The sequence below is a fragment of the Rhodococcus sp. WB9 genome (assembly GCF_007558985.1).
Taxonomy (GTDB): domain Bacteria; phylum Actinomycetota; class Actinomycetes; order Mycobacteriales; family Mycobacteriaceae; genus Rhodococcus_F; species Rhodococcus_F opacus.
In genome coordinates, this window is record NZ_CP041769.1 from 4,122,771 (window position 1) to 4,146,575 (window position 23,805).

At 67.6% G+C, this 23,805-nt stretch carries 33 protein-coding genes; 24 read left to right on the top strand and 9 right to left on the bottom strand.

What is annotated here, in order from left to right; all coding sequences use genetic code 11:
• Positions 1–20 precede the first annotated feature (20 nt).
• From FND50_RS19095 to FND50_RS19110, 4 genes are read left to right on the top strand one after another with little or no spacing between them, the layout of a single operon-like run.
• A complete protein-coding gene (locus tag FND50_RS19095) occupies positions 21–494 on the top strand; it encodes a DinB family protein (RefSeq protein ID WP_144286727.1) in 474 nt (157 codons plus the stop codon).
• Complete coding sequence (locus FND50_RS19100; RefSeq protein WP_144286728.1) at positions 491–1,735, top strand: MalY/PatB family protein; 1,245 nt, start codon at positions 491–493, stop codon at positions 1,733–1,735. The genes FND50_RS19095 and FND50_RS19100 overlap by 4 nt, the downstream gene beginning before the upstream one ends.
• A gap of 7 nt (positions 1,736–1,742) precedes the next feature.
• On the top strand, positions 1,743–2,147 hold the full coding sequence (locus tag FND50_RS19105) for a Rid family detoxifying hydrolase (protein ID WP_144286729.1): 405 nt from the start codon (positions 1,743–1,745) through the stop codon (positions 2,145–2,147).
• A gap of 8 nt (positions 2,148–2,155) precedes the next feature.
• Complete coding sequence (locus FND50_RS19110; protein ID WP_005246218.1) at positions 2,156–2,608, top strand: nitroreductase/quinone reductase family protein; 453 nt, start codon at positions 2,156–2,158, stop codon at positions 2,606–2,608.
• Between the two features lie 5 nt (positions 2,609–2,613).
• Here FND50_RS19110 and FND50_RS19115 read toward each other — a convergent pair whose 3' ends face one another.
• Positions 2,614–3,039: a cupredoxin domain-containing protein gene (locus FND50_RS19115; protein WP_144286730.1), complete on the bottom strand. Its 426-nt coding sequence runs from the start codon at positions 3,037–3,039 to the stop codon at positions 2,614–2,616.
• Positions 3,040–3,145: 106 nt separating this feature from the next.
• Positions 3,146–3,856: an enoyl-CoA hydratase/isomerase family protein gene (locus FND50_RS19120; RefSeq protein ID WP_144286731.1), complete on the bottom strand. Its 711-nt coding sequence runs from the start codon at positions 3,854–3,856 to the stop codon at positions 3,146–3,148.
• A 121-nt stretch (positions 3,857–3,977) separates the two neighbouring features.
• Here FND50_RS19120 and FND50_RS19125 point away from each other — a divergent pair, with 121 nt between their 5' ends.
• From FND50_RS19125 to FND50_RS19135, 3 genes are all read left to right on the top strand, one after another.
• The gene (locus FND50_RS19125) at positions 3,978–4,427 is read left to right on the top strand and encodes a DUF6292 family protein (protein ID WP_007298924.1); all 450 of its coding nucleotides are present in this window, start codon (positions 3,978–3,980) and stop codon (positions 4,425–4,427) included.
• A complete protein-coding gene (locus tag FND50_RS19130; RefSeq protein WP_144286732.1) occupies positions 4,424–5,590 on the top strand; it encodes an AI-2E family transporter in 1,167 nt (388 codons plus the stop codon). The genes FND50_RS19125 and FND50_RS19130 overlap by 4 nt, the downstream gene beginning before the upstream one ends.
• Before the next feature lie 120 nt (positions 5,591–5,710).
• Entirely contained in the window at positions 5,711–7,096 is a 1,386-nt protein-coding gene (locus tag FND50_RS19135) for a wax ester/triacylglycerol synthase family O-acyltransferase (RefSeq protein ID WP_120661151.1), read from the top strand.
• A gap of 2 nt (positions 7,097–7,098) precedes the next feature.
• Here the strand turns inward: FND50_RS19135 and FND50_RS19140 are convergent, their stop codons facing one another.
• Positions 7,099–8,145, bottom strand: coding sequence for an iron-containing redox enzyme family protein (locus FND50_RS19140; RefSeq protein ID WP_144289107.1), 1,047 nt, complete (start codon positions 8,143–8,145; stop codon positions 7,099–7,101).
• Positions 8,146–8,169: 24 nt separating this feature from the next.
• On the opposite strand from FND50_RS19140, the gene FND50_RS19145 reads away from it, so the two are divergent.
• The 7 genes from FND50_RS19145 to FND50_RS19175 all read left to right on the top strand — a co-directional run bounded on the left by FND50_RS19145 (position 8,170) and on the right by FND50_RS19175 (position 14,714).
• Complete coding sequence (locus tag FND50_RS19145) at positions 8,170–8,403, top strand: CDGSH iron-sulfur domain-containing protein (RefSeq protein WP_007298928.1); 234 nt, start codon at positions 8,170–8,172, stop codon at positions 8,401–8,403.
• A gap of 368 nt (positions 8,404–8,771) precedes the next feature.
• Positions 8,772–9,227, top strand: coding sequence for an STAS domain-containing protein (locus FND50_RS19150; protein WP_144286733.1), 456 nt, complete (start codon positions 8,772–8,774; stop codon positions 9,225–9,227).
• Positions 9,224–10,666 (top strand): trehalose-6-phosphate synthase, encoded by a 1,443-nt coding sequence (locus FND50_RS19155; protein WP_144286734.1) that lies wholly within the window; start codon positions 9,224–9,226, stop codon positions 10,664–10,666. The genes FND50_RS19150 and FND50_RS19155 overlap by 4 nt, the downstream gene beginning before the upstream one ends.
• 49 nt (positions 10,667–10,715) lie before the next feature.
• Positions 10,716–11,783 (top strand): glycosyltransferase family 4 protein, encoded by a 1,068-nt coding sequence (locus FND50_RS19160; RefSeq protein WP_144286735.1) that lies wholly within the window; start codon positions 10,716–10,718, stop codon positions 11,781–11,783.
• Positions 11,765–12,892, top strand: a complete 1,128-nt coding sequence (locus tag FND50_RS19165) for a glycosyltransferase (RefSeq protein WP_144286736.1) — start codon at positions 11,765–11,767, stop codon at positions 12,890–12,892. The genes FND50_RS19160 and FND50_RS19165 overlap by 19 nt, the downstream gene beginning before the upstream one ends.
• A complete protein-coding gene (locus FND50_RS19170) occupies positions 12,889–13,893 on the top strand; it encodes a glycosyltransferase (protein WP_144286737.1) in 1,005 nt (334 codons plus the stop codon). Before FND50_RS19165 ends, FND50_RS19170 begins: the two co-directional genes overlap by 4 nt.
• On the top strand, positions 13,890–14,714 hold the full coding sequence (locus FND50_RS19175; RefSeq protein WP_144286738.1) for a glycosyltransferase family 2 protein: 825 nt from the start codon (positions 13,890–13,892) through the stop codon (positions 14,712–14,714). Before FND50_RS19170 ends, FND50_RS19175 begins: the two co-directional genes overlap by 4 nt.
• Positions 14,715–14,716: 2 nt before the next feature.
• On the opposite strand, the gene FND50_RS19180 is transcribed toward FND50_RS19175, so the two are convergent.
• A complete protein-coding gene (locus tag FND50_RS19180) occupies positions 14,717–15,487 on the bottom strand; it encodes a GAF and ANTAR domain-containing protein (RefSeq protein ID WP_005257216.1) in 771 nt (256 codons plus the stop codon).
• Between the two features lie 68 nt (positions 15,488–15,555).
• On the bottom strand, positions 15,556–15,861 hold the full coding sequence (locus tag FND50_RS36845) for a hypothetical protein (RefSeq protein ID WP_260850501.1): 306 nt from the start codon (positions 15,859–15,861) through the stop codon (positions 15,556–15,558).
• A gap of 326 nt (positions 15,862–16,187) precedes the next feature.
• Between FND50_RS36845 and FND50_RS19190 the strand changes: the two genes are divergently transcribed.
• Complete coding sequence (locus FND50_RS19190; protein ID WP_007298937.1) at positions 16,188–16,442, top strand: hypothetical protein; 255 nt, start codon at positions 16,188–16,190, stop codon at positions 16,440–16,442.
• Positions 16,443–16,449: 7 nt separating this feature from the next.
• Here the strand turns inward: FND50_RS19190 and FND50_RS19195 are convergent, their stop codons facing one another.
• From FND50_RS19195 to FND50_RS19205, 3 genes are all read right to left on the bottom strand, one after another.
• Positions 16,450–17,247: a SigB/SigF/SigG family RNA polymerase sigma factor gene (locus FND50_RS19195; RefSeq protein WP_005570755.1), complete on the bottom strand. Its 798-nt coding sequence runs from the start codon at positions 17,245–17,247 to the stop codon at positions 16,450–16,452.
• Positions 17,247–17,678, bottom strand: a complete 432-nt coding sequence (locus FND50_RS19200) for an ATP-binding protein (RefSeq protein WP_144286739.1) — start codon at positions 17,676–17,678, stop codon at positions 17,247–17,249. Before FND50_RS19200 ends, FND50_RS19195 begins: the two co-directional genes overlap by 1 nt.
• Positions 17,679–17,824: 146 nt before the next feature.
• Positions 17,825–18,070: a cold-shock protein gene (locus FND50_RS19205; protein ID WP_144286740.1), complete on the bottom strand. Its 246-nt coding sequence runs from the start codon at positions 18,068–18,070 to the stop codon at positions 17,825–17,827.
• 479 nt (positions 18,071–18,549) lie between these two features.
• Between FND50_RS19205 and FND50_RS19210 the strand changes: the two genes are divergently transcribed.
• The 9 genes from FND50_RS19210 to FND50_RS19245 all read left to right on the top strand — a co-directional run bounded on the left by FND50_RS19210 (position 18,550) and on the right by FND50_RS19245 (position 21,992).
• Positions 18,550–19,089 carry a Dps family protein gene (locus tag FND50_RS19210; protein ID WP_005257247.1) on the top strand — a complete coding sequence of 180 codons (540 nt, stop codon included), beginning with the start codon at positions 18,550–18,552 and terminating at the stop codon, positions 19,087–19,089.
• A 41-nt stretch (positions 19,090–19,130) separates the two neighbouring features.
• The gene (locus FND50_RS19215; RefSeq protein ID WP_005570747.1) at positions 19,131–19,367 is read left to right on the top strand and encodes a hypothetical protein; all 237 of its coding nucleotides are present in this window, start codon (positions 19,131–19,133) and stop codon (positions 19,365–19,367) included.
• Positions 19,368–19,467: 100 nt separating this feature from the next.
• Positions 19,468–19,746 carry a GlsB/YeaQ/YmgE family stress response membrane protein gene (locus FND50_RS19220; RefSeq protein ID WP_007298941.1) on the top strand — a complete coding sequence of 93 codons (279 nt, stop codon included), beginning with the start codon at positions 19,468–19,470 and terminating at the stop codon, positions 19,744–19,746.
• A gap of 123 nt (positions 19,747–19,869) precedes the next feature.
• The gene (locus FND50_RS19225; protein WP_144286741.1) at positions 19,870–20,397 is read left to right on the top strand and encodes a DUF6328 family protein; all 528 of its coding nucleotides are present in this window, start codon (positions 19,870–19,872) and stop codon (positions 20,395–20,397) included.
• A 76-nt stretch (positions 20,398–20,473) separates the two neighbouring features.
• Entirely contained in the window at positions 20,474–20,917 is a 444-nt protein-coding gene (locus FND50_RS19230; protein ID WP_144286742.1) for a phage holin family protein, read from the top strand.
• Entirely contained in the window at positions 20,914–21,150 is a 237-nt protein-coding gene (locus FND50_RS19235) for a DUF3618 domain-containing protein (protein WP_144286743.1), read from the top strand. Before FND50_RS19230 ends, FND50_RS19235 begins: the two co-directional genes overlap by 4 nt.
• A 14-nt stretch (positions 21,151–21,164) precedes the next feature.
• Positions 21,165–21,308 (top strand): hypothetical protein, encoded by a 144-nt coding sequence (locus FND50_RS36180; RefSeq protein ID WP_186301084.1) that lies wholly within the window; start codon positions 21,165–21,167, stop codon positions 21,306–21,308.
• A gap of 38 nt (positions 21,309–21,346) precedes the next feature.
• Positions 21,347–21,670, top strand: coding sequence for a hypothetical protein (locus FND50_RS19240; protein WP_144286744.1), 324 nt, complete (start codon positions 21,347–21,349; stop codon positions 21,668–21,670).
• Between the two features lie 88 nt (positions 21,671–21,758).
• Entirely contained in the window at positions 21,759–21,992 is a 234-nt protein-coding gene (locus FND50_RS19245) for a DUF664 domain-containing protein (protein ID WP_260850505.1), read from the top strand.
• A gap of 13 nt (positions 21,993–22,005) precedes the next feature.
• On the opposite strand, the gene FND50_RS19250 is transcribed toward FND50_RS19245, so the two are convergent.
• Positions 22,006–23,715, bottom strand: a complete 1,710-nt coding sequence (locus FND50_RS19250; protein WP_144286745.1) for a cutinase family protein — start codon at positions 23,713–23,715, stop codon at positions 22,006–22,008.
• Between the last annotated feature and the right edge of the window lie 90 nt (positions 23,716–23,805).

The following is a 23,805-nucleotide window of genomic DNA, read 5'->3' on the forward strand; positions in this document are numbered from 1 at the left end:
CCACGACGAAAGCGAATCCCGTGAACACCGACGAATACCTGTACTTCCTCGACCGCGCATTCGACGGCATGCTCACCGTCCTCGGCGAACTCGGCGACGACCGCGCCAATCAGGCACCACCCTTCGACGGCGCGAACTCCCCCTGGGCCATCACCTACCACTGCACCCAGGTGGCCGACTACTGGATCGGGCACCTGATCGGCGGCCGCGAGAGCAACCGTGACCGAGAGGCCGAATTCACCGCCCGGGGAACCATCGCCGACCTCACCCGCACGATCGCCGCCCTTCGGGCGAACCTGCAGAAGGACCTCGACGGCTTCGACCCCGCTGCGCCGCTGGCGAATACCCCACCCGCCGACTACGAGGGGCCGAGCCGCCAACTGACCCCGAACGGGGTCCTCCTCCACGTGCTCGAGGAACTCGCCCAACATCACGGACAGGTCGAGGTTTCCCGCGACGCCTTGTCGACCGCCCCAGTGGAAGCAGCGTTGTGACCACCTCGACGACACCCCACCCCCTGTTCCCGGGATTCGACGACCTCGACCTCGGTGCGCTGTCCCGGCGCACCGGGGTGAAATGGGCGCGCGCCGTCGAAGCCGGGGCCCTCCCGTCGTGGGTCGCCGACATGGACTTTCCTGTTGCCCCGGAGATCCGCGATGCGCTGAAGGACGTCATCGACCGCGGCGACCTCGGCTACCCGAACTGGTTGGGCGGCACTCCCTTGCGTGCCGAGTTCGCCCGTCGGATGTCCGACCGCTACGGCTGGCAGGTCGACCCCGCCGACGTGCGGGAGCAGACCGATCTGATCCAGGCGCTGCAGCTGATCCTCCACCTCGGCACCCGCCCTGGGGATGCGGTGGTGATCCAGACCCCGAACTACCCGCCGTTCCTGGCGACGATCGAAACGATGGGCCGGCGCACCGTCGAGTTCCCCTTCGTCGACACCGAGAACGGGTGGGCGCTCGACTTCGACGAATTCGAACAGACCCTGGCGCAGAATCGACCCAAGGTCCTCGTCCTCGTCAATCCGCACAATCCGACCGGTCGCGTGCACACGCGCGGCGAACTCGAACGCATCGCCGAACTCGCCGAACGATACGGCCTGCTGGTGATCAGCGACGAGATCCACGCCGAACTGATCTACCAACCGCACCGGCACATCCCGTTCGCGTCGATCAGCAAGGACGCCGCATCCCGCACCGTGACGGTCACCTCGGCCGGGAAGGCTTTCAACCTCGCCGGTCTGCGCTGCGCGGTGCTGCACTACGGCCCCACGGACCTGCTGGCGGTCCGGGACAACGAACCCCCCGACCTCTACGGCGCGGTCTCGGTTCTCGGGGTAGTCGGATCCCTCGCCGCATGGCAGCACGGGCAGGCGTGGCAGGACACCCTCATCCGCGTCCTCGACCGCAATCGCGCACGGGTCCACGACGTCCTGACCCGGGTGCTGCCCGAGGCCCGGCACCACCTGCCCGAGGCCACGTATCTGAGCTGGGTGAACGTCTCGGCCCTGCCGGTGGACGATCCGATCGACCGCATCCGCCGCGCCGGGCACGTGCTCGTCGACGGCGGTGCGGCCTTCGGGAAGGCCGGTGACCGGTTCATCCGGATCAACTTCGCCACCTCGGAGGCCCTGCTCGACCGGGTCCTGTCCGGCATCACCGTCGCGCTCACCGGCGAGCACCCGGACCCCGCCGCGCCGTCCACCGAACTCGACCCCTGCACCCTGACGTAAAGGACCGATGCACGTGACCACCGCCATCGCCACCACCCACGCGCCGTCCGCGGCGCATCTCTACAACCAGGGAATCCAGGTCGGCGACCTGGTGTTCTGCAGTGGGCAACTGCCCCTGATCGCCGAATCGGGCGTGCTCGTCGGAAAGGACGATCCCCGGGCCCAGACGCGTCAGGTCTTCGCCAATGTGGCCGCAGTGCTCGCGGCGGCAGGCAGCTCCCTCGAGCACGTCGTCAAAGCGACGATCTTCCTCACGTCGATGGAGGATGTCGCCGCCGTCAATGCCGTCTACGCCGAAACCTTCGCCGGCATCAAACCCGCCCGATCCTGCATCGCCGTGCGCGCACTCCCGCATCGGGATGCGCGCGTGGAGATCGAGGTGGTTGCCACGAGAGCGCCGGGTTCGGCATAGTCGAGGACATGGTGCGCCGGACCGGAAGAGTGCTGCCGCCCTGGTATCTCGCCCACGTCAACAGGGTGATCGTGGGTCTGCATCGCTTGGGCGTTCCGATGCCGATGCCCGCGCTCACCGTCCCCGGCCGGAAGACGGGCGTGCTGCGGTCGACGCCCGTCTCACCGTACGAGGTGGACGGCCGGCGCTACGTCGTCGCGGGATACGCCGAATCGGACTGGGCGAAGAACGCCCGGGCCGCCGGGCGTGGTGAGCTGACCCGGGGGCGGCGACGCGAGCGTGTCCGACTGGTCGCGCTGCCGGTGTCGGAGCGGGGCCGGATCCTCCGCGAGTTCCCGACCCGGGTGCCGCACGGGGTCACCATGTTCCTCGAGGCCGGGACGGTCGCGAACTCCTCCCCGGAGGCGTTCGCGGCCGCCGCGGACCGGTGCGAGGTCTTCCGTATCGAGCCGCTCGACTGACGCGGTCACCGAACCTCGAGCGTGCCCACCATGTTCGGGTGATAGGTGCAGTGGAACGCGAACGTGCCCGGCTGAACGGGGACGGTGAACGTCGCGGTCGCACCCGGTTCGACCTCCACGTCGAACAGGTCGCCGGTGTCCGCCGTCACGGTGTGTTCGGCGGTGTCGTCGTTGCGGATGGTGACCTCTTCTCCCGGCGCGAACGTGCCGGGCAGGGTGTACGTGAAATCGGAGATCACGATCTCCCGCTGAGCCCCCGCAGGCATCGACATCGGCATCGACATGGACATCGACGGCATGCCGGACATGGGATGGTCCCCGCCGTACGCCGTTTCCGCCGAACCGGACGAGTCGTCACCGTCGCTTCCGCACGCGGCCAGCGCGAAGACGGCCAGCAGGATCGGCAGGACAAGTGTCAGAACGCGTTTCATGGTGGTCGCCTCCGGATGACGGTGAGAACGGATGCCCGACGCCCCGCTCCTCGCGGAAGTAGTACCCGTTTTCACGGCAGACACCCCTCGGTGTGCCCGTGACTCGTCAGTCGCCGTTCAGCGCCTCCTGCGACTCGAGGTTCGCCACCGGGGTGCGGAGCGAGGCGACGGCGTCCGCGTAGAGGGAGGACTTGATCTCACCGAGTGTGCGTCCGCGGGTCGCGACGAGCCCCTGCGCATGTTCGACGGCCCTGGTGAGCACGTGCTGCTCGGGGGCGACCTCGTCGACGAACCCGAGTTCGCTCGCGGCGACGCCACCGTACCGACGGCCGGTCACCAGGGCGGTGTGCACGGCCCGCGCGGGCAGCCGGGCCGCGAGCAGCGCGATGCTGCCCGGTGCGTAACTCGCCCCGATGGTGATGCCCGGCAAGCAGAAGTAGCCGCGGTCCTCACGCATCACCCGGTGATCGTGGGCCGCCGCGAGGATGGCGCCGCCGCCGAAGGTGTGCCCGGTCAGCGCGGCCACGGTCGGCAGGGGGAAGGTGAGGATCCGCGCGAACAGGGCCTGCACACGGTCGATGTAGGAGTTCAGCTTGTCGGTGTTGGCGACGACCCAGGCGGTGTCGAGACCGGTGGAGTAGAACTTTCCGAGCCCTGTCGTCACCAGTGCGGCGGGACCGTCGTGTTGCTCTACCTGATCGAGGAGGCCCTCGACCTCGTCGATCCAATCCGGGTGGAAGGCGTTCTCGCTGTCCGGTTCCCCCTCCTCACCGAAGTACAGGACGAACACATCTCCCGAGCGCTCCACGTAAGGCATGCGGCGAGGCTACCCGGAGACGGGCGCGTCGCGCCCCTCGAGCACGCACACCTCGGTGGGTGAAGTTTCAACTGTCGCGGGGCCGGGTATGTCGATCGTCAAACAGCTGAGGCGGTGGACGATGAAGAGCGGAACAGGCATTGCCGACACCCGCACCGTTCGGGACTACATCCACACGGTGGCCAGGAGCGTTCACGCCGACTCCATCGACTGGTGGGACAGCGACAGCATCGAAGTCGTCCTCGTTCTGCCGCTCCGGTTGCACTATCTGCCGGGACGCAACGCGGTGCTGGCGTGGAACCGGACCTTCGGCTGGTCGCTCGGCGTCGAAGGATTGGGCCGCCGCAGCGTCATCGTGATCGCCGGCCTCGGTATCGGGCGGATGCCGTCACCCGCCGTGTGCGCGGAACACGCGGTGGAGTTGATCGACGACTACTGCCGCTCGACACCCGCATCGCCGGTTGCGCCGACAACCGGTCCCGGCACGTCGACCGCCGCGGATCGGTGTCCTCGCATCGGGCGGGACGCTACCGGCAGCGGACGGCGGGACAGAGTCGTCCGCCGGCCGTGACCACGGCCGGCGGGGGCCACGACGACAGCGTGGCCCAACCGCATTCCCCCGCGCAGGAGCAGCCGATCATCGCCGCGGAGGAGGGCGCGGCGCGCATCAGCACCGCGGCGCATCCGCTCGGGAAGCCCGGACCGCGGTTCGATCGCCGGTCCCCGTTCTTCATCGGGATGGCCGGAGCCGCCGGTGTCGCCGTCACGTACGCCCTGATCGAGGTCGTTCTCGCGGCCCGCGGGGTGCTGGTCCTGATCGCCGTCGCCGCATTCCTCGCGATCGGCCTCGAACCCGCCGTGTCCTGGTTGGTGCGGCACGGATTTCCCCGATGGGCCGCGGTTGCAACGGTTTTCGTCCTCTCTTTCGCCGTGCTGGCCGGGTTTTTGGCCGCGGCGATCCCGCCGATGGTGACGCAGGGCGGCGCCCTCGTGCACAACGCCCCGGACTACCTGGGGCACCTCGAGCAGAACTACCCGGTGCTGGGGGAACTCAGCACCCGCTTCCACCTGCAGGACGAACTGCGCCGGGCACTCGATGCGGGCAACGTACCGATCGTCGTCGGCGGGATCGTGGGTGCGGGCAAGTTCGTGTTCAGCGCCATCAGCGGCACCGTGATCGTGGTCGTGCTCACCGCCTATTTCCTGGCCGACTTCGCGCACATCCGGTCGTCGATCTACCGCCTGGCCCCGAACTCGCGGCGTCCACGCACGATTCTGATCGGCGACGAAATCTTCGCGAAGGTCGGCGGATACGTGCTCGGGAACCTCCTGATCTCGTTGATCACCGCCGTTCTCACGTTCGTGTGGCTGGTCGCCTTCGACGTCCCCTACCCGTTGCTGCTGGCCGTCCTTGTCGCCGTGCTGGATCTGATTCCGGTGGTCGGATCCACCCTCGCCGGTGTCGTGGTGGCGCTGGTCGCCCTCACCGTGTCCCTGCCGGTGTCACTGGCCACCATCGTCTTCTTCATCGCCCTCCGCCTGTTCGAGGACTACCTTCTCGTACCCCGCATCATCGGCCGAACCGTCAAGGTGCCCCCGATGGTCACCGTCGTCGCCGTCCTCATCGGCGGCGCACTGCTGGGGATCGTCGGGGCGCTGCTCGCGATACCCGTCGCCGCCGCTGTGCTGCTTCTCGCCCGCGAGACGGTGTTTCCGCAGCTCGACCGCGGCTGAGCAGGCGGGGCACGAAAACGGCCTTGCGGAAGAAGTTTCCATGTTCTGCTTACCCTGGAGACGTGGGATGCGCCGGGGCATGCTCGGGCCGTGTCCCGAGCATGGAGAAAGAGGCGCTGAATGTCGGTGATGAGTCCCACCGAGGCGATGTTCGTGCTGTTCGAGACGCCGTCGCATCCCATGCACGTGGGTGCGCTCGAACTGTTCGAACCGCCGCGCGAGTCGGGGCCCGATCATGCCCGGGCCATGTTCGAGGCGTTGATCTCGCACGAGGGCGCGTCGGACACGTTCCGCCGGCGCGCCGTACGCCCGCTCCGGGGCGCCAGTTATCCCTGGTGGTCGTTCGACGACCGCATCGATCTCGGCTACCACGTCCGGCACACGGCGGTCCCGGGCCGGGGCCGCATGGAGGATCTGCTGTCGCTGGTGTCCCAGATGCACGGCATGCCGCTCGACCCGCAGCACCCGATGTGGGAGATGCACGTCATCGAGGGGCTCGCCGACGGACGGACGGCCGTGTTCTCGAAGATTCACCTGTCGCTGATGGACGGACCGGCCGGGCTGCGACTTCTCCATCACGCCCTGTCGACCGACCCCGACGCCCGCGACTGCCCCGCACCGTGGACGCCCGGGGTCGCCGGCACGCCGCGGCGGGAATCCGTGCTGCCGGTGGCCATGGTCCGGGCCGGCGTGCGGGCCGCCACCAGCATCGTCGGGGTGTTGCCTGCGCTCGCGAAGGTCGCGTACGACGGCGTCCGCGAGCAACATCTGACCCTTCCTCTGCAGTCACCGCCCACGATGCTCAACGTTCCGGTCGGCCGGGCCCGGAAACTGGCGGCACGGTCGTGGCCGATCCGGCGCCTGGTGTCGGTGGCCACCGCGGCCCGCACCACGATCAACGCGGTGGTGCTCGCGATGTGTTCGGGGGCGCTGCGCCAGTATCTCCTCGAGCAGTACGCGCTGCCGGACGCGCCGCTGACGGCGATGCTGCCCGTGCCCCTCGACCTCGGCGGCACGATGATCGGTCCGCGCGGCCGCGATCACGGCGTCGGCGCGATGGTCGTCGGCCTCGCCACCGACGAAGCGGATCCGGCGGCGCGCCTGGCTCGGATCAGCGAATCGGTCGAGCACACCAACCGTGTGTTCGGCGCGCTGAGCCACACCCAGTTCCAGCTGATGAGCGCGCTGGCGATCAGCCCGATCCTGCTCGAGCCGGTCCGCCGGTTCGTCGACGACACTCCCCCGCCGTTCAACGTGATGATCTCGTACATGCCGGGCCCGTCGAGGCCGCGGTACTGGAACGGCGCCCGCCTCGACGCGGTCTATCCGGCGCCGACGGTCCTCGGGGGTCAGGCGCTCAGCATCACCCTCACCAGCCGGTCCGGTCAGCTCGACGTCGGCGTCGTAGGCGATCGGCACGCCGTCCCCCATCTTCAGCGGATCATCACACACCTGGAGACGTCGCTCAGCGACCTCGAGCACGCGGTCGCCGCGTCCGGCACCTGACCCTAACCGGGCGGCTGCCGCAGGGACGTGCGGTTCTCCTCCCAGCACCGGGTGACGTGATCGCCGACGAGGTCGTCGAAGGCCAGACAGGCCGCGGCCCCCAGCAGGATGTCGTCGGCTACTGCGGGCCGTGCCGCGACCAGCCCGCCGGCGAGGTCGCGGCAGACGATCTGTTCGTGCACGGAGTCGGCCTCCACGTGCTCGTCGAAGAACAGGGTGGCCGCCTTCCCGAATCCGAGGCGGCGCAGTCCGGCGGCGTACTTCTTGCTCGGCAGTGCGGACGTGGTCTCCACCGCGCACAGGTGCCCCACCAGGGCCCCGAGACGGCCGCGGTGCAGGCCGAACAGGGACAGCGCGTTGAGGGACGCCAGCGTCACTGCGGGCACCGCGTCGATGTAGTGCGCGTAGTCGCCGGACAGCCCGAGCTCGCGCATCGTGGTGGCGAACAGCGCCGAGTGCATCCTCTCGGGCCTGCCGCCGCCGTATTCGTCGGACTGCACCTCCACCAGCGCCGCCTTCGGTGCACCCGCGAGCCGCGGAATGCCGAGCGTGTGCACGTCGGCCTCACGCAACTGGTTCAGCGAACGGTGGATCAGCAGCTCCCGGAACTGGGTGAGATCCGCGTCGTGGGCCATGTGACCGGACAGCCCCGGCGCCGTGCTGGGGGCGGTCATCGCCCACAGCGCTGTCACCACGTCGTCGGCGCCGGTCGGCGCGTCGGCGACGTCACGGATCGCGGCGTCGAACGGGACCTCGAGCGCCGATCGGGCGGCGATCAGGTCGCTGTTCCACTCCCACTCGTCACCGACACCGGTGATCCCCTGCAGGTGCAGTTCGTAGAGCGCGGTCAGGCAGATCTGCGCGTCCTCGTCGACGAGGAACGCCCGGGGACTGTCGCGCGCCGACGAGGCGAGGGAGCGTGCCGCCGCCACGAACGGTTCGGCATCGGCGCCGTCGGCGCGCAGAATGGAGAACAGGAGATCGCTGACGGGACCGCGCGGCTTCGGGAAGGGCATCGACGTTCCCGATTGCGCCACCGTCTCCGACATCGACCGAGAGTGCAAAGTAGTCATATGAACTCCATTCCCATTCCCGGGGCCGACGAATCTGCCGGGGCCGACGAGTCCGACGTCACGATCACCGTCTGCCCTGATGGTCCACTCCTGGTGCGGGGTGCTGCGCGGATCCTCGACACCGACGGTAACCCGCTCGGCGGCGATCGGGCCACCGTGGCGCTGTGCCGGTGTGGGCGGACGAGCATCGCTCCCTTCTGCGACAGTTCGCACAAGAAGCGGCGTCGCCCGTAGGACTGTTCCGCATCAGTTCTGCTTCCGACTCTGCGCACGGCGGCGCGCGATCACGAACGTCACGACGCCGACAAGGATCACGATGGCGATGATTTCCATCCGTACCGGTTACCCACTCCGCGGAGAAGCTACGCCGGGCTCCCACTGTGCCGCCGGACGCGCCGTCGAGAAGTGCAGTGGGACAACCGAAAATACGAACGGCGCGACATCGGCGGTGATGGTGGGGTGAGAACCGCGTCCCCGTTATTGACACCATGGGGTAACGTCAGAGTCCTGCACGGTTGAGCCCCCAGCCGCAATGGACGGGCACGGTTCACGCGCCTTATTTCGTGCCTGTCTCCTACGTCGCTCGATCGTGAGGAAACGACATGAAATCTGTTCTCAGTGCGCTGCCGACACGCTACGACCCTGCCGACAATTCGACGCTGTTCAGCTGGGCCGTCGAGCCCGAGCACGGGCGGCTCTCCGTCGTCAGTGCGCCCGGTGCCGACGGAATCCTCGTCGTCCGGATATCCGGTGACATCGACGTCACCACCCTCCACACCTTCGGGAACCACCTCGACGAGGCGATCAACGAACGACTTCCGTTCGTGCTCGACCTGACGGATGTGCAGTTTTTCTGCGCGTCTGCCCTACCGATACTCGACATCATGGCCGGTCGCGCCCGCAGGCTCGCCGTGCCGTGGGCGGTGACCGGCAACACCGCTCTCCGCAGGCCGTTGACGGCAATGCACATGGCAGCACAGATCCCCTTCTGCGCCGACCTCGAGGACGCCTTCCGGCTGGTCACCGAGGCAATTCACCAGGGTGGGCGCTCGGCGTGAAAGACACTGCTCCGCACGGCACGTCCGACTTCGTGGTGGTCGCCAACCGACTGCCCGTGGACATGGAGACACTCGACGACGGGACGACACGCTGGAAGCGGAGCCCGGGAGGCCTCGTCACAGCCCTGGAACCGATCCTTCACGACCGGGAACGCGGTTCCTGGGTGGGCTGGCCCGGTGTGCCCGACACGAAGGTCGAACCGATCGTCTCCGGCGGGATCGACCTGTACCCGGTGGAGCTGAGCTCGGCCGAGGTCTCGCTGTACTACGAAGGATTCTCGAACGCGACGCTGTGGCCGCTGTACCACGACGTGCTGGTGGCGCCGGTCTTCGACCGGGACTGGTGGCACTCGTACCTGGACGTGAATCGCCACTTCGCCGAGGAGACCGCGCGCACCGCCGCCGAGGGCGCAACGGTGTGGGTGCAGGACTACCAGCTGCAGCTGGTGCCCCGTCTGCTGCGGGAGCTGCGCCCCGACCTGACCATCGGGTTCTTCCTCCACATCCCCTTCCCGCCCGTCGAACTGTTCATGCAGTTGCCGTGGCGCAAGGAGATCGTGGAGGGGCTGCTCGGCGCCGATCTCATCGGCTTCCACCTGCCCGGCGGCGCCAACAATTTCCTGTTCCTGGCGCGCAGGCTGCTGGGACTCGACACCACCACCGCAGGCGTCGGCGTGCGCAGCGCACTCGGCCGGGTGACACTCGACGACCGGGTCGTGCAGGTCGGAGCGTTCCCCATTTCCGTCGACTCGCGGCAACTGGTCGAACAGGCCACCGATCCCGCCATCGTCGAACGGGCCGCCGAGATTCGCCGCGAGCTCGGGAACCCCCGCAAGATCCTCCTCGGAGTCGACCGACTCGACTACACGAAGGGCATCGACCTGCGGCTCTCGGCGCTCGGTGAACTGCTCGACGAGGGCCGACTCGATCCGTCCGACACCGTGATGGTGCAACTCGCCACCCCGAGCCGTGAACGCGTCGAGCACTACATGAAGATGCGCAGTTCCATCGAGGAGCAGGTCAGCCACATCAACGGTGATCACGGTCAGATCGGCCGGCCGGTCGTGCACTACCTCTATCAGCCGGTCGATCGCAGCGAGCTGATCGCGCTGTTCCTGGCCGCCGACGTCATGCTGGTCACCCCGATGCGTGACGGGATGAACCTCGTCGCGAAGGAGTACGTCGCCTGCCGAGCGGATCTGGGTGGGGCGCTGGTGCTCAGCGAGTTCGCCGGTGCCGCCGCCGAACTCCGGGGCGCCTACCTGGTGAACCCGCACGACCTCGACGGAGTGAAGAACACGATCATGGCCGCCCTCGACCCGGAGCGGGAGCAGGGACGGCGCCGCATGTCGCGGCTGCACCGCCAGGTGCTCGACCATGACGTGCACCGCTGGGCGCAGTCGTTCCTCGGCGCGCTGTCTCCGGTCGCCGGCGCCTGATCAGTCGCACTACCCCCGTCGTATCTCGGCAGAGGCCGAAGGAGTACCCATGATTCGCGTTGCCTCCGTCCCGGAGTCACACGTCTACGTTCGTCATCTGGCCGACCCGGACGGAGGCGGCGACGTCGTGCGTCTTCCCGATCCGGTCCCGGCGGACGGTCGCAAGGTCCCCGGCGGATGGTGGCCACCGCTCATGCTGGATCCGGGATGGATCAGCCGCCACCATCGCGACTTCGACGTGTTCCATATTCATTTCGGGTTCGACGCCATCGATCCGGCCGAGATGAAAGACATCGTCCACGAACTGTCCGTCCGCGGAAAGCCGCTGGTGTACACGGTGCACGACCTCCGCAATCCGCACCACCCGGACCCCGAGCCGCACCTCGAGATCCTGGACGTACTGGTGCCTGCCGCCACCGAACTGGTCACCCTCACCGACGGCGCGGCCGCGGTTGTCGACGCGAACTGGGCCCGCATCGCGACCGTTCTCGGCCACCCGCACGTCGTGGAGCGGCCTCTGATCGAGCGTCCCCGCCCGGACTCGGACGCCTTCGTGGTCGGCGTCCACGTCAAGAGCCTTCGCGCGAACATGGATCCGTTCCCGGTACTGGACACCCTGGCCCGGACTGTCTCCGGGCTACCTGGAGCGCGTCTGCAGATCGACGTCCATGACGAGATCTTCGAACCGGGGAATTACTGGTACGCGCCGGACGCGGCGACGCGACTACTGCAGTACCGAGACGCCGACTGCGTCGAGGTGCGTGTCCACCCGTATTTCTCCGACGACCAGTTGTGGGACTATCTGTCGTCGCTGTCGATCTCGGTGCTGCCGTACCGCTTCGGCACCCACTCCGGATGGCTCGAGGCGTGCCACGACCTCGGCACCGCGGTGGCTGCGCCGACGTGCGGCTTCTACTCGGAGCAACAGGACTGCGCCACTTACGGATTCGACGAGGAATCCTTCGACGCGACCTCGCTCGATCGAGCCATCCGCAGCCTGTACGGGTCCGAGACGGCCCGGGCGACGTGGGACGCGCGCGCAACACAGCGGCGCCTCCTCGCGCGTGCACACCACGACCTGTACGAAAGAGCGCTGTCGTGGCGTGCACTGCCGTGAACGGCGATGCGCTCCGCATCGCCCTGATCGCCTCGAGTCGGCACCCCATCCGGCAACCGTTCCCCGGCGGCCTCGAATCGCACGTCTGGCATCTGGCGCGAAGCCTGTGCGCCGACGGGCATCGGGTCAGTCTCTTCGCCGGACCAGGATCCGATCCGGGCCTCGGTTGCGCGCACCTGACGGTGGAGACCTTGGCGACGAGTGTCGCCGCCCAGCAGGACGTGTCCATGCCACCGATGGACTTCCTGCGGGAGCACCATGCGTACCTGCGGTTGATGCTCGATCTCGCCGGGCCGCTGGCGGGGTCGTTCGACGTGGTGCACAACCACAGCCTGCATTACCTTCCCGTAGCCATGGCCCCCGCGGTTCCGATACCGGTGCTGTCGACCTTGCACACACCGCCCACTCCGTGGCTCGAATCGGCCCTCGCCGTCCGGGCCGGCACCGACGCACACTTCGTGGCCGTGAGCAGGCACACCGCGGCAGCGTGGAGTCACACCGTCGACCGCATCGACGTCGTGCCGAACGGTGTCGACGTCGACGGCTGGCCCGAAGGGGCCGGCGGCACGGACCTCATCTGGTTCGGCCGACTGGTACCCGAGAAGGGTGCGCACGTCGCGGTCGCGGCGGCGCGCCGCGCGGGCTTCGCGATCCATCTCGCCGGACCCATCAGCGATCCTGCCTATTTCGAGAGCACGATCGCACCCCTGCTGGGTGCCGACGTGACCTATCTGGGGCACCTCACCCAGCACGAGTTGGCGACAGCGATCGGTCGTGCGGCGGCGGCCGTGATCACTCCACTGTGGGACGAACCCTACGGGCTGGTGGTGGCCGAGGCGCTCGCCTGCGGCACACCCGTCGCCGCGTTCGCGCGCGGCGGTATCCCCGAGGTGGTGTCCGCCGACTGTGGTCGCCTCGTCCCGCCCGACGACGTCGACGCTCTCGCCGACGCGATACCGCAGGTCGTCGCGCTGCCACGTGGGGCGGTGCGAGCGCACGCCCGGGCGCACTGCTCCGAACGCCGCATGGTGGATGCCTACGTGAGTATCTACCGTCGGCTCGCGGCGAACCGTGTCCGCGCCGACGGCGAGCGGCGGGAGGCGTCGTGATCGGCTACTACATCCATCACCACGGGTCGGGGCATCGGATGCGCGCGTCGAGCATCTGTGCGGCTCTGGACACGCCCGTCACCGCGCTGTCCTCGGCGCCGATCGCTCCCGGCGCCCCGTTCGCCGACAGCGTCTCACTGGCGCGCGACGACCGTGGTTCCTCCCCCGAGAACCCCACCGCCGACGATGCTCTGCACTGGGCACCCGTGCACGACGTCGGGCTGCGGACTCGCATGTCCCGCATAGCGTCGTGGGTCGACGAGACCCACCCCAGCCTGCTCGTCGTCGACGTATCGGTGGAGGTGGCGGCGTTCGTTCGGTTGCTGGGCGTGCCCGTGGTGGTGATCGCGATGCCCGGCGAACGCACAGATCCCGCCCATCACCTCGGCTACCGGCTGGCCGACCACATCGTCGCCGCATGGCCGCAGGCAATGTACGACCCGGAGTGGTTGCGGGAATTCGCGCACAAAACCACCTTCGTCGGAGGAATCAGCCGGTTCGACGGCCGCGCACCCGCCGGCGGCCCCGACTCGGCCCGCCCGCGGATACTCGTTCTCAGCGGTGCCGGGGGCACAGCGGCGACGCTCGTCGACGTCCGTCGATGTGCACACCGTCACCGCGGATACCGATGGCAGGCGCTCGGGGTTCCCGGGGCACCGTGGGTGAACGACCCGTGGCCGGAGCTGTGCGGTGCCGATGTCGTCGTCTCCGATGCCGGCCAGAACTCCGTCGCCGAGATCGCCGCCGCGCGCCGCCCTGCGATCGTCATCGCCCAGCCGCGGCCGTTCGGGGAACAGGAGGCCACAGCGGACGCACTCGCCCGCGGAGGACTCGCCGTGACGGTACCGCAGTGGCCGGAGCTGAACCGGTGGCCGGCCCTCCTCGACCGGGCACTCGCCCTCGGCGGCGAACGCTGGGTGCGCTGGCAGACCGCGGGCGCCGCCACCCGTGCAGCGGCAGTCATCGACAGTCTTGCGAAACGGGCGGAATCGGTGACATGAGGGTCGCGGTCGTGACGATCGCCGCGCACCGCGACCGTCACCTGCGGATGCAGCTGCGTTCCCTCGGACGGAGCCGGCGCGCCTGCGACGACCACGTCGTCGTCGCGATGGGTGACCCGCGGACGATGGACGCCGTCTCCGAACATGGACATGCGCGGGGAATCTGGTTGGACCATCGCGAGGGACCACTGCCACTGGCGGCCGCACGCAACGTCGGCGCGGCGGCCGCGCTCGCCGGCGGCGCCGATCTGCTGGTCTTCCTGGACGTCGACTGCATGGCCTCCGAGGAGCTTCTGGACCGCTACGTGTCCGCGGCCGAGCAGCCGGGCAATCGGTCGGCCCTGCTGTGTGGCCCCGTGACGTACCTTCCGCCGCCCGGTCCCGGAGGATACGACCTCGACGGGCTCGACCAGCTGCGATCCCCGCACCCCGCGCGCCCCGCGCCGCCGGACGGGTCCGTGACGGCGGGAACCGATTTCGATCTGTTCTGGTCGCTGTCCTTCGCGGTCGGCCGCGCGACCTGGCAGCATGTCGGCGGGTTCTGCACCGACTACTCCGGCTACGGCGGGGAGGACACCGACTTCGCGCAGACCGCCCGCGCCGCGGGCGTCGGTCTGAGATGGGTGGGCGGAGCCGACGCGTTCCACCAGCATCATCCGGTGTCCGATCCGCCCGTCGAGCATCTGCGTGACATCCTCGCCAACGCCCGCACCTTCCACCGCCGCTGGGGGCGGTGGCCGATGCGGGGCTGGCTGAACGCGTTCGAAGCCGGCGGTCTGATCGAGTACGACCGCGACCTCCATACGTGGGTGAGGACATGACCTCACTCGGGATTCGTCGTCACCGATTCGACGATGCGGCGCGCCACCTCCGCCAACTTGATGTGTTCCTGCTGCGACTGCGCGACGAGGATCTCGAACGCCTGGTCCGCGGAAACGCCCCGCAGCGCCATCACGATGCCCTTGGCCTGCTCGATGACCGCGCGGGACTTCATGGCCCTCGTGAGGCCCGAGACTTCGTTCCGGGCCAGCTCCACGCTGCGGGCGCTTCTCAGCAAACCCTCGATCGCCGTCGTGTAGACGAGCAGCACCACGGCGTCGAGTTCACTGAACCCGTGATCCCCCTGCCCGTAGATGTTGAGGGTGCCGGCGAGGGCCTCGTCGACGGCGAGCGGCGCCGACAGGAAGCTGCGCATACCGGCCTGGTCGAGATTGTCCGCGACCGACGGCCACCGCGCCGCGGCCTCCCCGAGCCGGGCCTTGACGACCTTCCGTGTTCCTGCGACACCGAAGTAGTCGCCGTCGATGGCCTGGAAGTTCTCGATGTCGATCTCACGGATCGCCTCGTCCGTGTACGCGACGGTCACTACCCGCCCGTCGCGTAGCAGCGATATCCCGGCCATGTCGGCGTCGGCGATCGCGTCCACCACCTGTTCGCAAACCCGCTGAAGCAGCAGGCTCATCTCCACCTGCGAACCGGAATTGCGATTGAACTCGTCCAACGCGGTTGCCAAGGAGCCCAATTGGGCAGCGATCGTCGCGCTGTCGAGATCGGGGGACATCGACTCAGGGTGCTCACCCACAGTCTCGGCCATTCTCGGATACACCTCAAATTCCGGGTGTAACCGACAGGACACCCACTGAACGAACGCAGCAGTTGTCTCTACCGTCGAGAAGACTTTACTCGACCCCGGGACCGTCCTCGTCCACCGATCCCGTCCCGGACGGCGAGCCGGGAGATTCCCCGGTCAGTAAGCTCAGCGCTGCAGCGGACGGCCGGAGGATGCTTCCGGCGCTCCTCGACGAACCCCGGGGTCAGACCGCTGTGGGAGGACACCGCATCCTCGAAGTTGCCGAGCCGTTCCTCGGCCGTCCAGGCCACGGCGTCCAGGGCGTCGTCCAGTTGCACCCCCACCTGCGCCGACCGTTCGGCCCAACGATCGGGCCCGTCCACCGGTTCCCGATTCACGTAGCTCCCGGGCGACGTCGCACAACAGTGCGGTCGCCATCGAACCCAACCCGGTCAGCGCGCTCCGACCGCCGCAGATGCAGCGGAGGCAGGAGCAGCGCGTTCACGGCCACGCCGGTTCCGGCGCCCACCGCGACCGCCAGGATGCGGTCGCCGAGCATCGCCGGCTGATCGGAATCGCTGTACGCCCACGAGCGCAGGCGCCGGAGCGCGGTGATGTGCAGCAGCCTTCTCTCCCTTGGTGCGACGACGACTGCCGGGTGCCCGACTCGCGGCACATCAACCGGCGGGGTTCGAACGCGGTATGTCCGGGTATGCCGGGCACTATGAACACCCACGTGACCGCGACCCACCTGCAGACACTTCTCGATTCGCCACTGCCGGATCCCGCCCTGATCCTGCAGAGCGGCGCCCCCACCATCGTCGATTCGGGTGAGCTGGGCGACGAGCATCAGTCCCTGGTCATCGTGACCCGGGACGAGTTGCGCGAGCAGCTCCCGAAAGACCGCGACTGCTCGCAGAGCGATCTGGAGTTCCACGCCGCGTCGCTCGAATCGACTGTCGCGGGTTTGGGTGGGTGACGCGTGGTCAGCCGCCGCCCAACTGTTCCCGCAGCCCGGACAGGGTGCGCGCCAGGATCCTCGAGACCTGCATCTGCGAGACGCCCACGCGCTGGGCGATTTCCGTCTGGGTCATCGATCCGAAGAACCGCAACATCAGCACGCGGCGTTCGAGCGGCGGAAGTTTCTCCAACGCCGGCCGCACGGCGGCGTGACTTTCCACGTTCGCGAGCTCCGGGTCCTCCTCACCGAGAGTCTCGGCGAGGGGAAGGTCGTCGGGATCATCACCCATGGCCGCATCCATCGACAAGGTTTGGTAGGCATTCTTCGCGAGCAGGCCCTCGGACACTTCCCGGACGTCGAGTTCGAGTTCGGCGGCGATCTCACTGGCCGAGGGCGACCGTCCCAGTTCCTGCGACAGCTCGTCGACGGCCTTGGTGATCAACGCGTGGAGTTCCTGCATGCGCCGGGGCACTCGCATCGACCAGCCGGTGTCACGGAAGTACCGGCGAACCTCCCCCATGATCGTGGGCACCGCGTAGGACACGAAGTCGAAGCCGCGGTCCGGATCGAAGCGGTCGACGGCCTTGACCAGCCCGAGCCGGGCGACCTGCAGCAGATCCTCGTGCGCCTCGCCGCGCCCACCGAATCGGCGGGCGATGTGATCGGCGAGGGGAAGGCAACGTGTGATGACTTCGTCGCGCAGGACGGACGCGTCCCCGGACGACGCGTCCAAGGCTCGCAGGCGCGCAACCGCGGGCGCCACGTCCTTGTAGTCGTCTCTGCCGGGACGGTGCCCTTCGCCGCGTTCCGAAACCGGAGACACTAGATGGTGCCCCGGTATTTGACCAGTTCCACCGCCACGGTCCGTTCGACGGACCCGTTGCCGACGGGTCCCGCCGATACCGAAACCGCATTCATCAACGTCTCGAGCACGTGCCAGCCGAAGCTCTCCCGGTTGGGCACTCCGCCTCGGGTGAGGGGTGCACTGATCGTCACGTGCAACGCCGTCTCCGTGACGGCGAACGTACATGTCAGTTCGGCGCTTCCCGGCGCAGCCGCGATCAGTTCCGAACACACTTCGTCCACGGCAAGTTTGATATCGGCCACGTCGTCGAGCGTGAAGTCTCCCAGCACGGCGAGAGTTTCCGCGACGGCGCGCACCACAGGCAACTGTTCGAACTCCGCCGCCACACGAAGTTCCACGGGCACACCGGATCTCGTTTTCATTCGTCTAACCTCGTCGACCTCGGCCATCTGCACTCCACGTCTGTGTCGTCGGTTTCTGCGACTCTCGGCAGCGTACCCAGCTGCCGCGACCCTCAACCCGTCGGCGAACGAAAGTGCGAGCTGGGCCGAAAACCGTCCCGACTTGCCGGTTCGACGGACTCGATTCGGAGGGCTCAGGAGACCCGGACGTCGCGCGCCTGGTTGCCGGTCTCGGTGCGGCAGACGGTGAAGCTGACGCGCTGCCCTTCCTCGAGAATGCGGTGACCGTCTCCGGCGATTTCGGAGACGTGCACGAAGATGTCGTCGGATCCGTCGGCCGGAGCGAGGAAACCGAAGCCCTGTTCGGCGTTGAACCAGCGCACCGTGCCCGTGCGCAGTGCCTCCGACTGCCCGGCAGGCAGTGTGTGCCCGGCGCTCATCGTTCCGCCCTTCGATCGGCCAGGCCGTGGAGCGCAGCTCCGCCCCACAGACTCGCAACGAGCAGAACCACAAGCAGAGCCACGTTGAGCATTGCTCCTCCTCGGCGTATGCACGGTCGACCCCTGGTCGAATCAGACCGAAAATAATGCCTCTCTTGCGGGTTCGGGGCGATTCGGGCGGAGCCTATGCACAATCGAGATCTGCCGGGCCCAGCGCATCCTCTCCGAACACCGCATAAGATCTGATTTGCCCGACATAGATTTTGTAGTACGGTCGAGTGGTCGGAACTTCAGCAGTCGAATCAGAAACGCTAGTCGACGCGAACGCGGGTTGCGGCGAGGCAGGTGCTGGTGATTCGAGACTGCTCACCACGGGTACGCGGTGAGTTCAACCGGCGCCCCGCCTCCCGAGCAACCGACGGGGGCACCGAAGCCTCGAAGTTCCGCAGGCAGGTATGTAGCGAAAGAGAGGACCGAGAATGTCGAAGTTCACCGTGCCAGGTCTTTCCGACGATCAAGGCGCGCGAGTCGCCGACATACTTCAGAAGCGGCTCAGCGCTTACAACGATCTGCATCTGACGCTCAAGCACATTCACTGGAATGTGGTGGGTCCGAATTTCATCGGCGTGCACGAGATGATCGACCCGCAGGTCGAACTGGTGCGCGGCTACGCGGACGCCGTCGCCGAACGCATCGCCGCGCTGGGGAAGTCGCCCGACGGAACCCCGGCCGCCATCGCCCGCGACCGCACCTGGGACGACTACTCGGTGAAGCGCGATACGGCACAGGCGCACCTCGGAGCCCTCGACCTGGTCTACAGCGGTGTCGTCGAAGACAACCGCAAGGCGATCTCCGAGACGGGCGATCTCGACCCGATCACCGAAGATCTTCTCATCGGGCAGACCGGCGAACTCGAGAAGTTCCAGTGGTTCGTCCGCGCCCACCTCGAGAACTCCGGGGGCAGCCTGTCCAACAACGGCGCGCACTCCGAGAAGCAGGCAGCCGCGCAAGCGCGGTGAGCACTGCGGAATCTCCCGTCCACAACCGAAAGGTGACGAACATGGCTGAGAACAACAGCGGTCCGGCCGAGGCCGTCAAGGGCGTCGTCGAAGACGTCAAGGGCAAAGCGAAGGAAGCCGCGGGTGCGGTGTCCGGTCAGGACGATCTCACCCGCGAGGGCAAGGCGCAGCAGGACAAGGCGGCCGCCCAACGCGAGGCCGCCGCAAAGGAAGCCGAAGCGGAGAAGGCCCGAGGCAAGGCCGAAGCGCAGGAAGCACGCCAGCGCGCCGAACAGTGAGACGGTGCGGGCCGGATCACGACCGGCCCGCACCGAGCGTCTCTTCACCGAGTGGAATCGGCAGTCGCCGGTCACCGCTCTCCCCCGAAAGGACTGATACGTGCTAGGACTGGGAATTCTGGGCTGGATCATCATCGGCGGCCTCGCCGGATGGATCGGCAGCAAGATCATGAAGACCGACGCTCAGATGGGAATCATCCTCAACATCGTCGTCGGAATCATCGGCGGCCTCCTCGGCGGCTTCATCCTCAGCCTCTTCGGCACCGACGTCGAAGGCGGCGGTCTCTGGTTCAGTTTCTTCACCTGCCTGCTCGGCGCGGTGATACTCCTGTTCCTGGTCAAGCTCGTGACCGGACGAAGCACGGCCGGGCGACGCTAGTCGGCCCGTACTCCGGAACCGGGTCTGCCCATCGTGCGATGGGCAGACCCGGTTCTGTGGCTCTCTCCCCGTATTCCCCGCGAAATAGTGCCCTCACCGCCGGTGATGGGGTACTCCAGAGGGATGGACAGTCGAGGACTGGATCGCGACGATGCGAACTGGAACTTCCGCGCCCGGCACGAGACCGAGACCCAACGGCTCGACCGGAACTGGAGTGGCCTTCTGCAGGAACTGCGTGTCGTGCAGACCGGCGTGCAACTGCTCACCGGCTTCCTGTTGACGTTGCCGTTCCAGCAGCGTTTCGAGGACCTCTCGGACAGCGAGGTCGCCATCTATCTGGCGACCGTCGCACTGTCGGTGACGTCCACCATGCTCCTGGTGGCCCCTGCCGGCCTGCACCGCATGCTCTTCCGCCGGCACGCGCTCCCGGATCTTGTCTTTGCCTCGCATCGCCTCGCGATCTGCGGCATCGCCACCCTCGCGCTGGCGCTGATCGGTGTGGTGGCGTTGATCTTCAGCTTCGTGATCTCGCCCCTCGTCGGAGCCCTCGCCGCCGCGGTGGCCTTCGCCATGTTCTGCGGACTGTGGGGATTCGCTGCGATCCTGCAGTCGCGGCATCGCTCGACCGACGGCGACTCCGCAGACCGGTGAGCACGGCGGAAGACCATCCTGTTTCGCCCGGAACGCTCCAGGGTAGGCGGAGCGGAGACGAGGAAGGAGCACGGACATGACCGATATCCATCGCGCCGATTCCGCGCGGGTCAAACCGCCCGGCGCTGCACACGATTTCGACGAGCTGTCGACGGTCCAACTCGTCGAACGACTTACCGATCAGGTAACGGGACTCGTACGTACCGAGATGACCCACGCCCTCACCGAAGTGAAAGACAAGGGAACGCGCTTCGGGATCGGAGCAGGTGTCTCCGGAGTTGGCGTGCTGCTGCTGCTGTACGGATTCGGGGCCCTCGTCGCCACCGCCATTCTGGGACTGGCGACGACACTCGATCCGTGGCTGGCCGCGTTAATCGTGGCCGCCGTGCTGATCATCGTGGGCAGTGTGGTGGCGGCGGTCGGAGCCCGCCGCGCCAAGAACGCGCTGCCGCCCGTGCCCGAGCAGATGGCCGACAGCGTTCGCGCCGACGTCGACACCGTGAAGGGAGGTCTTCGATGACCGACCCACAGCCGCAACCGGAACCTTCCGTCGCCGAACAGCGAGCCGCACTCGCATCCACTGTGGATGCGCTACACCGCAAGGTGGACGTGCCCGCACGCGCGAAAGCCGGCGCGCGTCACGAACTCGACAGGATCCGGCAGCAACCCCGGGGTGCCGTGGCGGCCGGACTCGTCAGCGCATTCGTCGTTGCCTACCTCGCCGTACGACAACGCCGTCGGCACAGCTACTGAAGGAGAGCGTGATCATGACCAAAGACACTCACGGCGAGACGGACGAGCCCAAGGGTGGCCGTCCCGGTCCCGCCGATCACGGCAAGGACGGCGGCATGGCGACGAGAGAGAACGCACCCGAGTTGGCGGACGACTCCGCCGACGCCGAGACCGACTGATGAAACTCAGATCACCGCTCGAGCACAGGAGGACTGCAGTGACATATCAGCCGGACAACGGACCCAGCCGTGAGTTGAACTCCGAGCACCACCCGCAGGACGATGCCCACACCATGCGCAATCACGCCGGTGAGGCGATCACCGACAGCCGGAACTGGCCGGGATACGTCCTCATCGCCGCAGGAATCGCCGTGCTCGGATTGACGCTGGTCGCGGCCGGGTACGGATTCGAGGGCTGGGCGCTGATCGGTGGGATCGCCTGCGTCCTCTGCCTCGTGCTCGGCACGGGGCTCGTGCTCCTCGAACGGCGTCGCGTCAAGGCCCTCGAAGGCAAGGACCTGACCGATCAGGAAGGGCATTGACAGATCCGAAGGTGGACCTTCACCGCTACCTCCAAGCTGGACGGGCTGTCCGAATACGTTCGGCCGATCCGTCCAATTCCCACCGTGGGTGACCGATGACGCCGAAGACATGGACATGTGGGCGACCCCCGACGAGTCACGCGAATACATCGTCGGGCAGTACCGCACAGCATGGGCGCACGCGGACGGCACTATCCGGACTCTCCCGCTCGACGAGACGGTCGGACTTCGGCCCGACAACACCAACGTGCCCGCAGGAGACCGGACGTGGTGGCAAAGCTACCGGACCCGCCTCCAACGTGCTGCACGCGAAGCCGAGTAGCACTGACGAGCGGTCACCCGGCCGCCGGCGGAACCGTTGTCGTGGTGACGACCGGCGTGGTGGTCGTCGGTGACTCCGATGCCGTGGTCGCAGTGGGTTCCGCCGCGGTAGTGGATGTGTCCGCTGTTTCCGCGACGGCCTGAGGCGCCGAGGTCGCAGGTTCTGCGGCTACCTCGACGACGGTCGGGGGTTCCGGTGACGTAGTCGTCGCGACCGTCGTCGTCGGTGTCGGCGAACTGCTGGTCGTCGTGGTCGTGCCGACCGGGTTGCTCGCCAACTGAGCCTTTTTCGCGCTGTCGGTGGTGGGGGCGACCTGTGACGCTTCCGTTTCCTTCGTGGACGCAGCGGCGAGCTTCGCGGTCGACGGTTCCGCAGCGGCCGCTCGCGCTTCGCCCTTTTCCGCTTCCTGCGCCAGGTGCGTCAACCAGGCCGCAGCGTACTGGGCGGACGTCAGCGGTTTCCCGCCGGCGGCGTTCGCATCACGCCAGTAGTCGAAGTGATGGCCCGTCCCCTCCCCCAGCGTCTGCTGATACGGGTCGCTCATCGCCACCTGGATCGTGTTCTGGTTGTCCGCGATGAACCCGATGATCTCGTTCCGCACTTTCGCGGGCAGGTAGACCAGGTCGACCGCTTGATTCGACGAGATCGGACCAGCTGACGTGTCCGTTTGCGCCGCAGCGGCATCGAGCTTGTACGCCGGATCCGACACCTTGACCAGGACGTCGAGGAACGTCTCATCGGATTGCATCCAATTGTCTTGCGACTGAATGTCCACGAACGCGGCGAGGGCGACCTGCCCGAGCACCACCGCAAGATCCTGTCCTGTCGCGGGGGTCAGCCCATCCTTCTGCAGAGAGTCGACGTTCAACTGCCGTCCCACGTTGATCGCGAGTTGCAGTAGCGCAATGTTCTCGGGTGCGGAGCAGGTCAGGTCGCCTTCCGAGCAGAACGATGCCACCTTCCCATCCAGGGCACCGAAGCTGCCCGACGTGCCCGGCAATGCTCCCCGCCCGGACGTGCCCGCCTGCCCCGACTGGTACGCAAGGTGGAAGCCGTCGGGATTGCGGAATTCGTTCTCCGAGCCGGGAAATGGCCCTCCCCCGAGGTTGCGGCCGGCATCCGCCAGGATGACGACACCGACAACGGCCGCGGGATCGAGTATGTCGTACGAGCCGTCCTGGCCGTCCTGGTTGCCGACCTCCATCGCAACCCGCCGTGCCACATCGGCGCCCTCGCTGTAGCCGACGATCGAGAACTTCGTGTCCGGACACGACGCGTGGATCGACCGCATCACGGTTTCGGTGTTGTCGACGCCGGCGTTCACGGCGTCCTCGTACGAATTCATGTTGGCCGGATACTCGATGTAGACCGCGGCGTAGGACCCTCCGCCGACGGATTGCTGCGGCGCATTCACCACCTCGTCGATCCAGGGGCTGCTGTAGTCGCTGGAGTACGAGGCGGGAAGGCGTGTGCCGTCGGGCGCCACGAGCATCCGGTTCCCCTCGCGTGGGGTGTCACCGCGGCCGGCAACGGCGATACTGACCATGTCGTAACACGCATCCGAGGCCGCCGCCGTCAAGGCTGTCGCCGTCGTGGCCGGTGAACCCGGGTTCGACCACGGTGTCGCGAGCAGCGCCGCCAGCCCCAACGCGCCGGGCGCGATCAGACTGCCTGCGATCCTTCGTCGATGCGCGACCTTGCGTGCTGAAACGCGACGTTCCATGGTCTACCCCATCCGTTCGTAGCCCGTGTCGAACACCCGAGTAGGTGTCAACGCGTTAACAGACAAGTCGCACATTGCATCAGCGGCGTT

Excerpts from the sequence above, each read along its gene's own strand:
- FND50_RS19215 (WP_005570747.1), top strand. The coding sequence starts at position 19,131 with ATGGCTGAGAACAACAGCGGTCCGGCCGAGGCCGTCAAGGGCGTCGTC.
- FND50_RS19205 (WP_144286740.1), bottom strand. The coding sequence starts at position 18,070 with ATGAGCGCCGGGCACACACTGCCTGCCGGGCAGTCGGAGGCACTGCGC.
- FND50_RS19135 (WP_120661151.1), top strand. The coding sequence starts at position 5,711 with ATGTCGGTGATGAGTCCCACCGAGGCGATGTTCGTGCTGTTCGAGACG.
- FND50_RS19190 (WP_007298937.1), top strand. The coding sequence starts at position 16,188 with ATGAACACCCACGTGACCGCGACCCACCTGCAGACACTTCTCGATTCG.
- FND50_RS19175 (WP_144286738.1), top strand. The coding sequence starts at position 13,890 with ATGAGGGTCGCGGTCGTGACGATCGCCGCGCACCGCGACCGTCACCTG.
- FND50_RS19250 (WP_144286745.1), bottom strand. The coding sequence starts at position 23,715 with ATGGAACGTCGCGTTTCAGCACGCAAGGTCGCGCATCGACGAAGGATC.
- FND50_RS19210 (WP_005257247.1), top strand. The coding sequence starts at position 18,550 with ATGTCGAAGTTCACCGTGCCAGGTCTTTCCGACGATCAAGGCGCGCGA.
- FND50_RS19140 (WP_144289107.1), bottom strand. The coding sequence starts at position 8,145 with ATGTCGGAGACGGTGGCGCAATCGGGAACGTCGATGCCCTTCCCGAAG.
- FND50_RS19225 (WP_144286741.1), top strand. The coding sequence starts at position 19,870 with ATGGACAGTCGAGGACTGGATCGCGACGATGCGAACTGGAACTTCCGC.
- FND50_RS36180 (WP_186301084.1), top strand. The coding sequence starts at position 21,165 with ATGACCAAAGACACTCACGGCGAGACGGACGAGCCCAAGGGTGGCCGT.
- FND50_RS19200 (WP_144286739.1), bottom strand. The coding sequence starts at position 17,678 with ATGGCCGAGGTCGACGAGGTTAGACGAATGAAAACGAGATCCGGTGTG.
- FND50_RS19160 (WP_144286735.1), top strand. The coding sequence starts at position 10,716 with ATGATTCGCGTTGCCTCCGTCCCGGAGTCACACGTCTACGTTCGTCAT.
- FND50_RS19145 (WP_007298928.1), top strand. The coding sequence starts at position 8,170 with ATGAACTCCATTCCCATTCCCGGGGCCGACGAATCTGCCGGGGCCGAC.
- FND50_RS19125 (WP_007298924.1), top strand. The coding sequence starts at position 3,978 with ATGAAGAGCGGAACAGGCATTGCCGACACCCGCACCGTTCGGGACTAC.
- FND50_RS19120 (WP_144286731.1), bottom strand. The coding sequence starts at position 3,856 with ATGCCTTACGTGGAGCGCTCGGGAGATGTGTTCGTCCTGTACTTCGGT.
- FND50_RS19150 (WP_144286733.1), top strand. The coding sequence starts at position 8,772 with ATGAAATCTGTTCTCAGTGCGCTGCCGACACGCTACGACCCTGCCGAC.
- FND50_RS19235 (WP_144286743.1), top strand. The coding sequence starts at position 20,914 with ATGACCGACCCACAGCCGCAACCGGAACCTTCCGTCGCCGAACAGCGA.
- FND50_RS19180 (WP_005257216.1), bottom strand. The coding sequence starts at position 15,487 with ATGGCCGAGACTGTGGGTGAGCACCCTGAGTCGATGTCCCCCGATCTC.
- FND50_RS19110 (WP_005246218.1), top strand. The coding sequence starts at position 2,156 with ATGGTGCGCCGGACCGGAAGAGTGCTGCCGCCCTGGTATCTCGCCCAC.
- FND50_RS19105 (WP_144286729.1), top strand. The coding sequence starts at position 1,743 with ATGCACGTGACCACCGCCATCGCCACCACCCACGCGCCGTCCGCGGCG.
- FND50_RS19230 (WP_144286742.1), top strand. The coding sequence starts at position 20,474 with ATGACCGATATCCATCGCGCCGATTCCGCGCGGGTCAAACCGCCCGGC.
- FND50_RS19115 (WP_144286730.1), bottom strand. The coding sequence starts at position 3,039 with ATGAAACGCGTTCTGACACTTGTCCTGCCGATCCTGCTGGCCGTCTTC.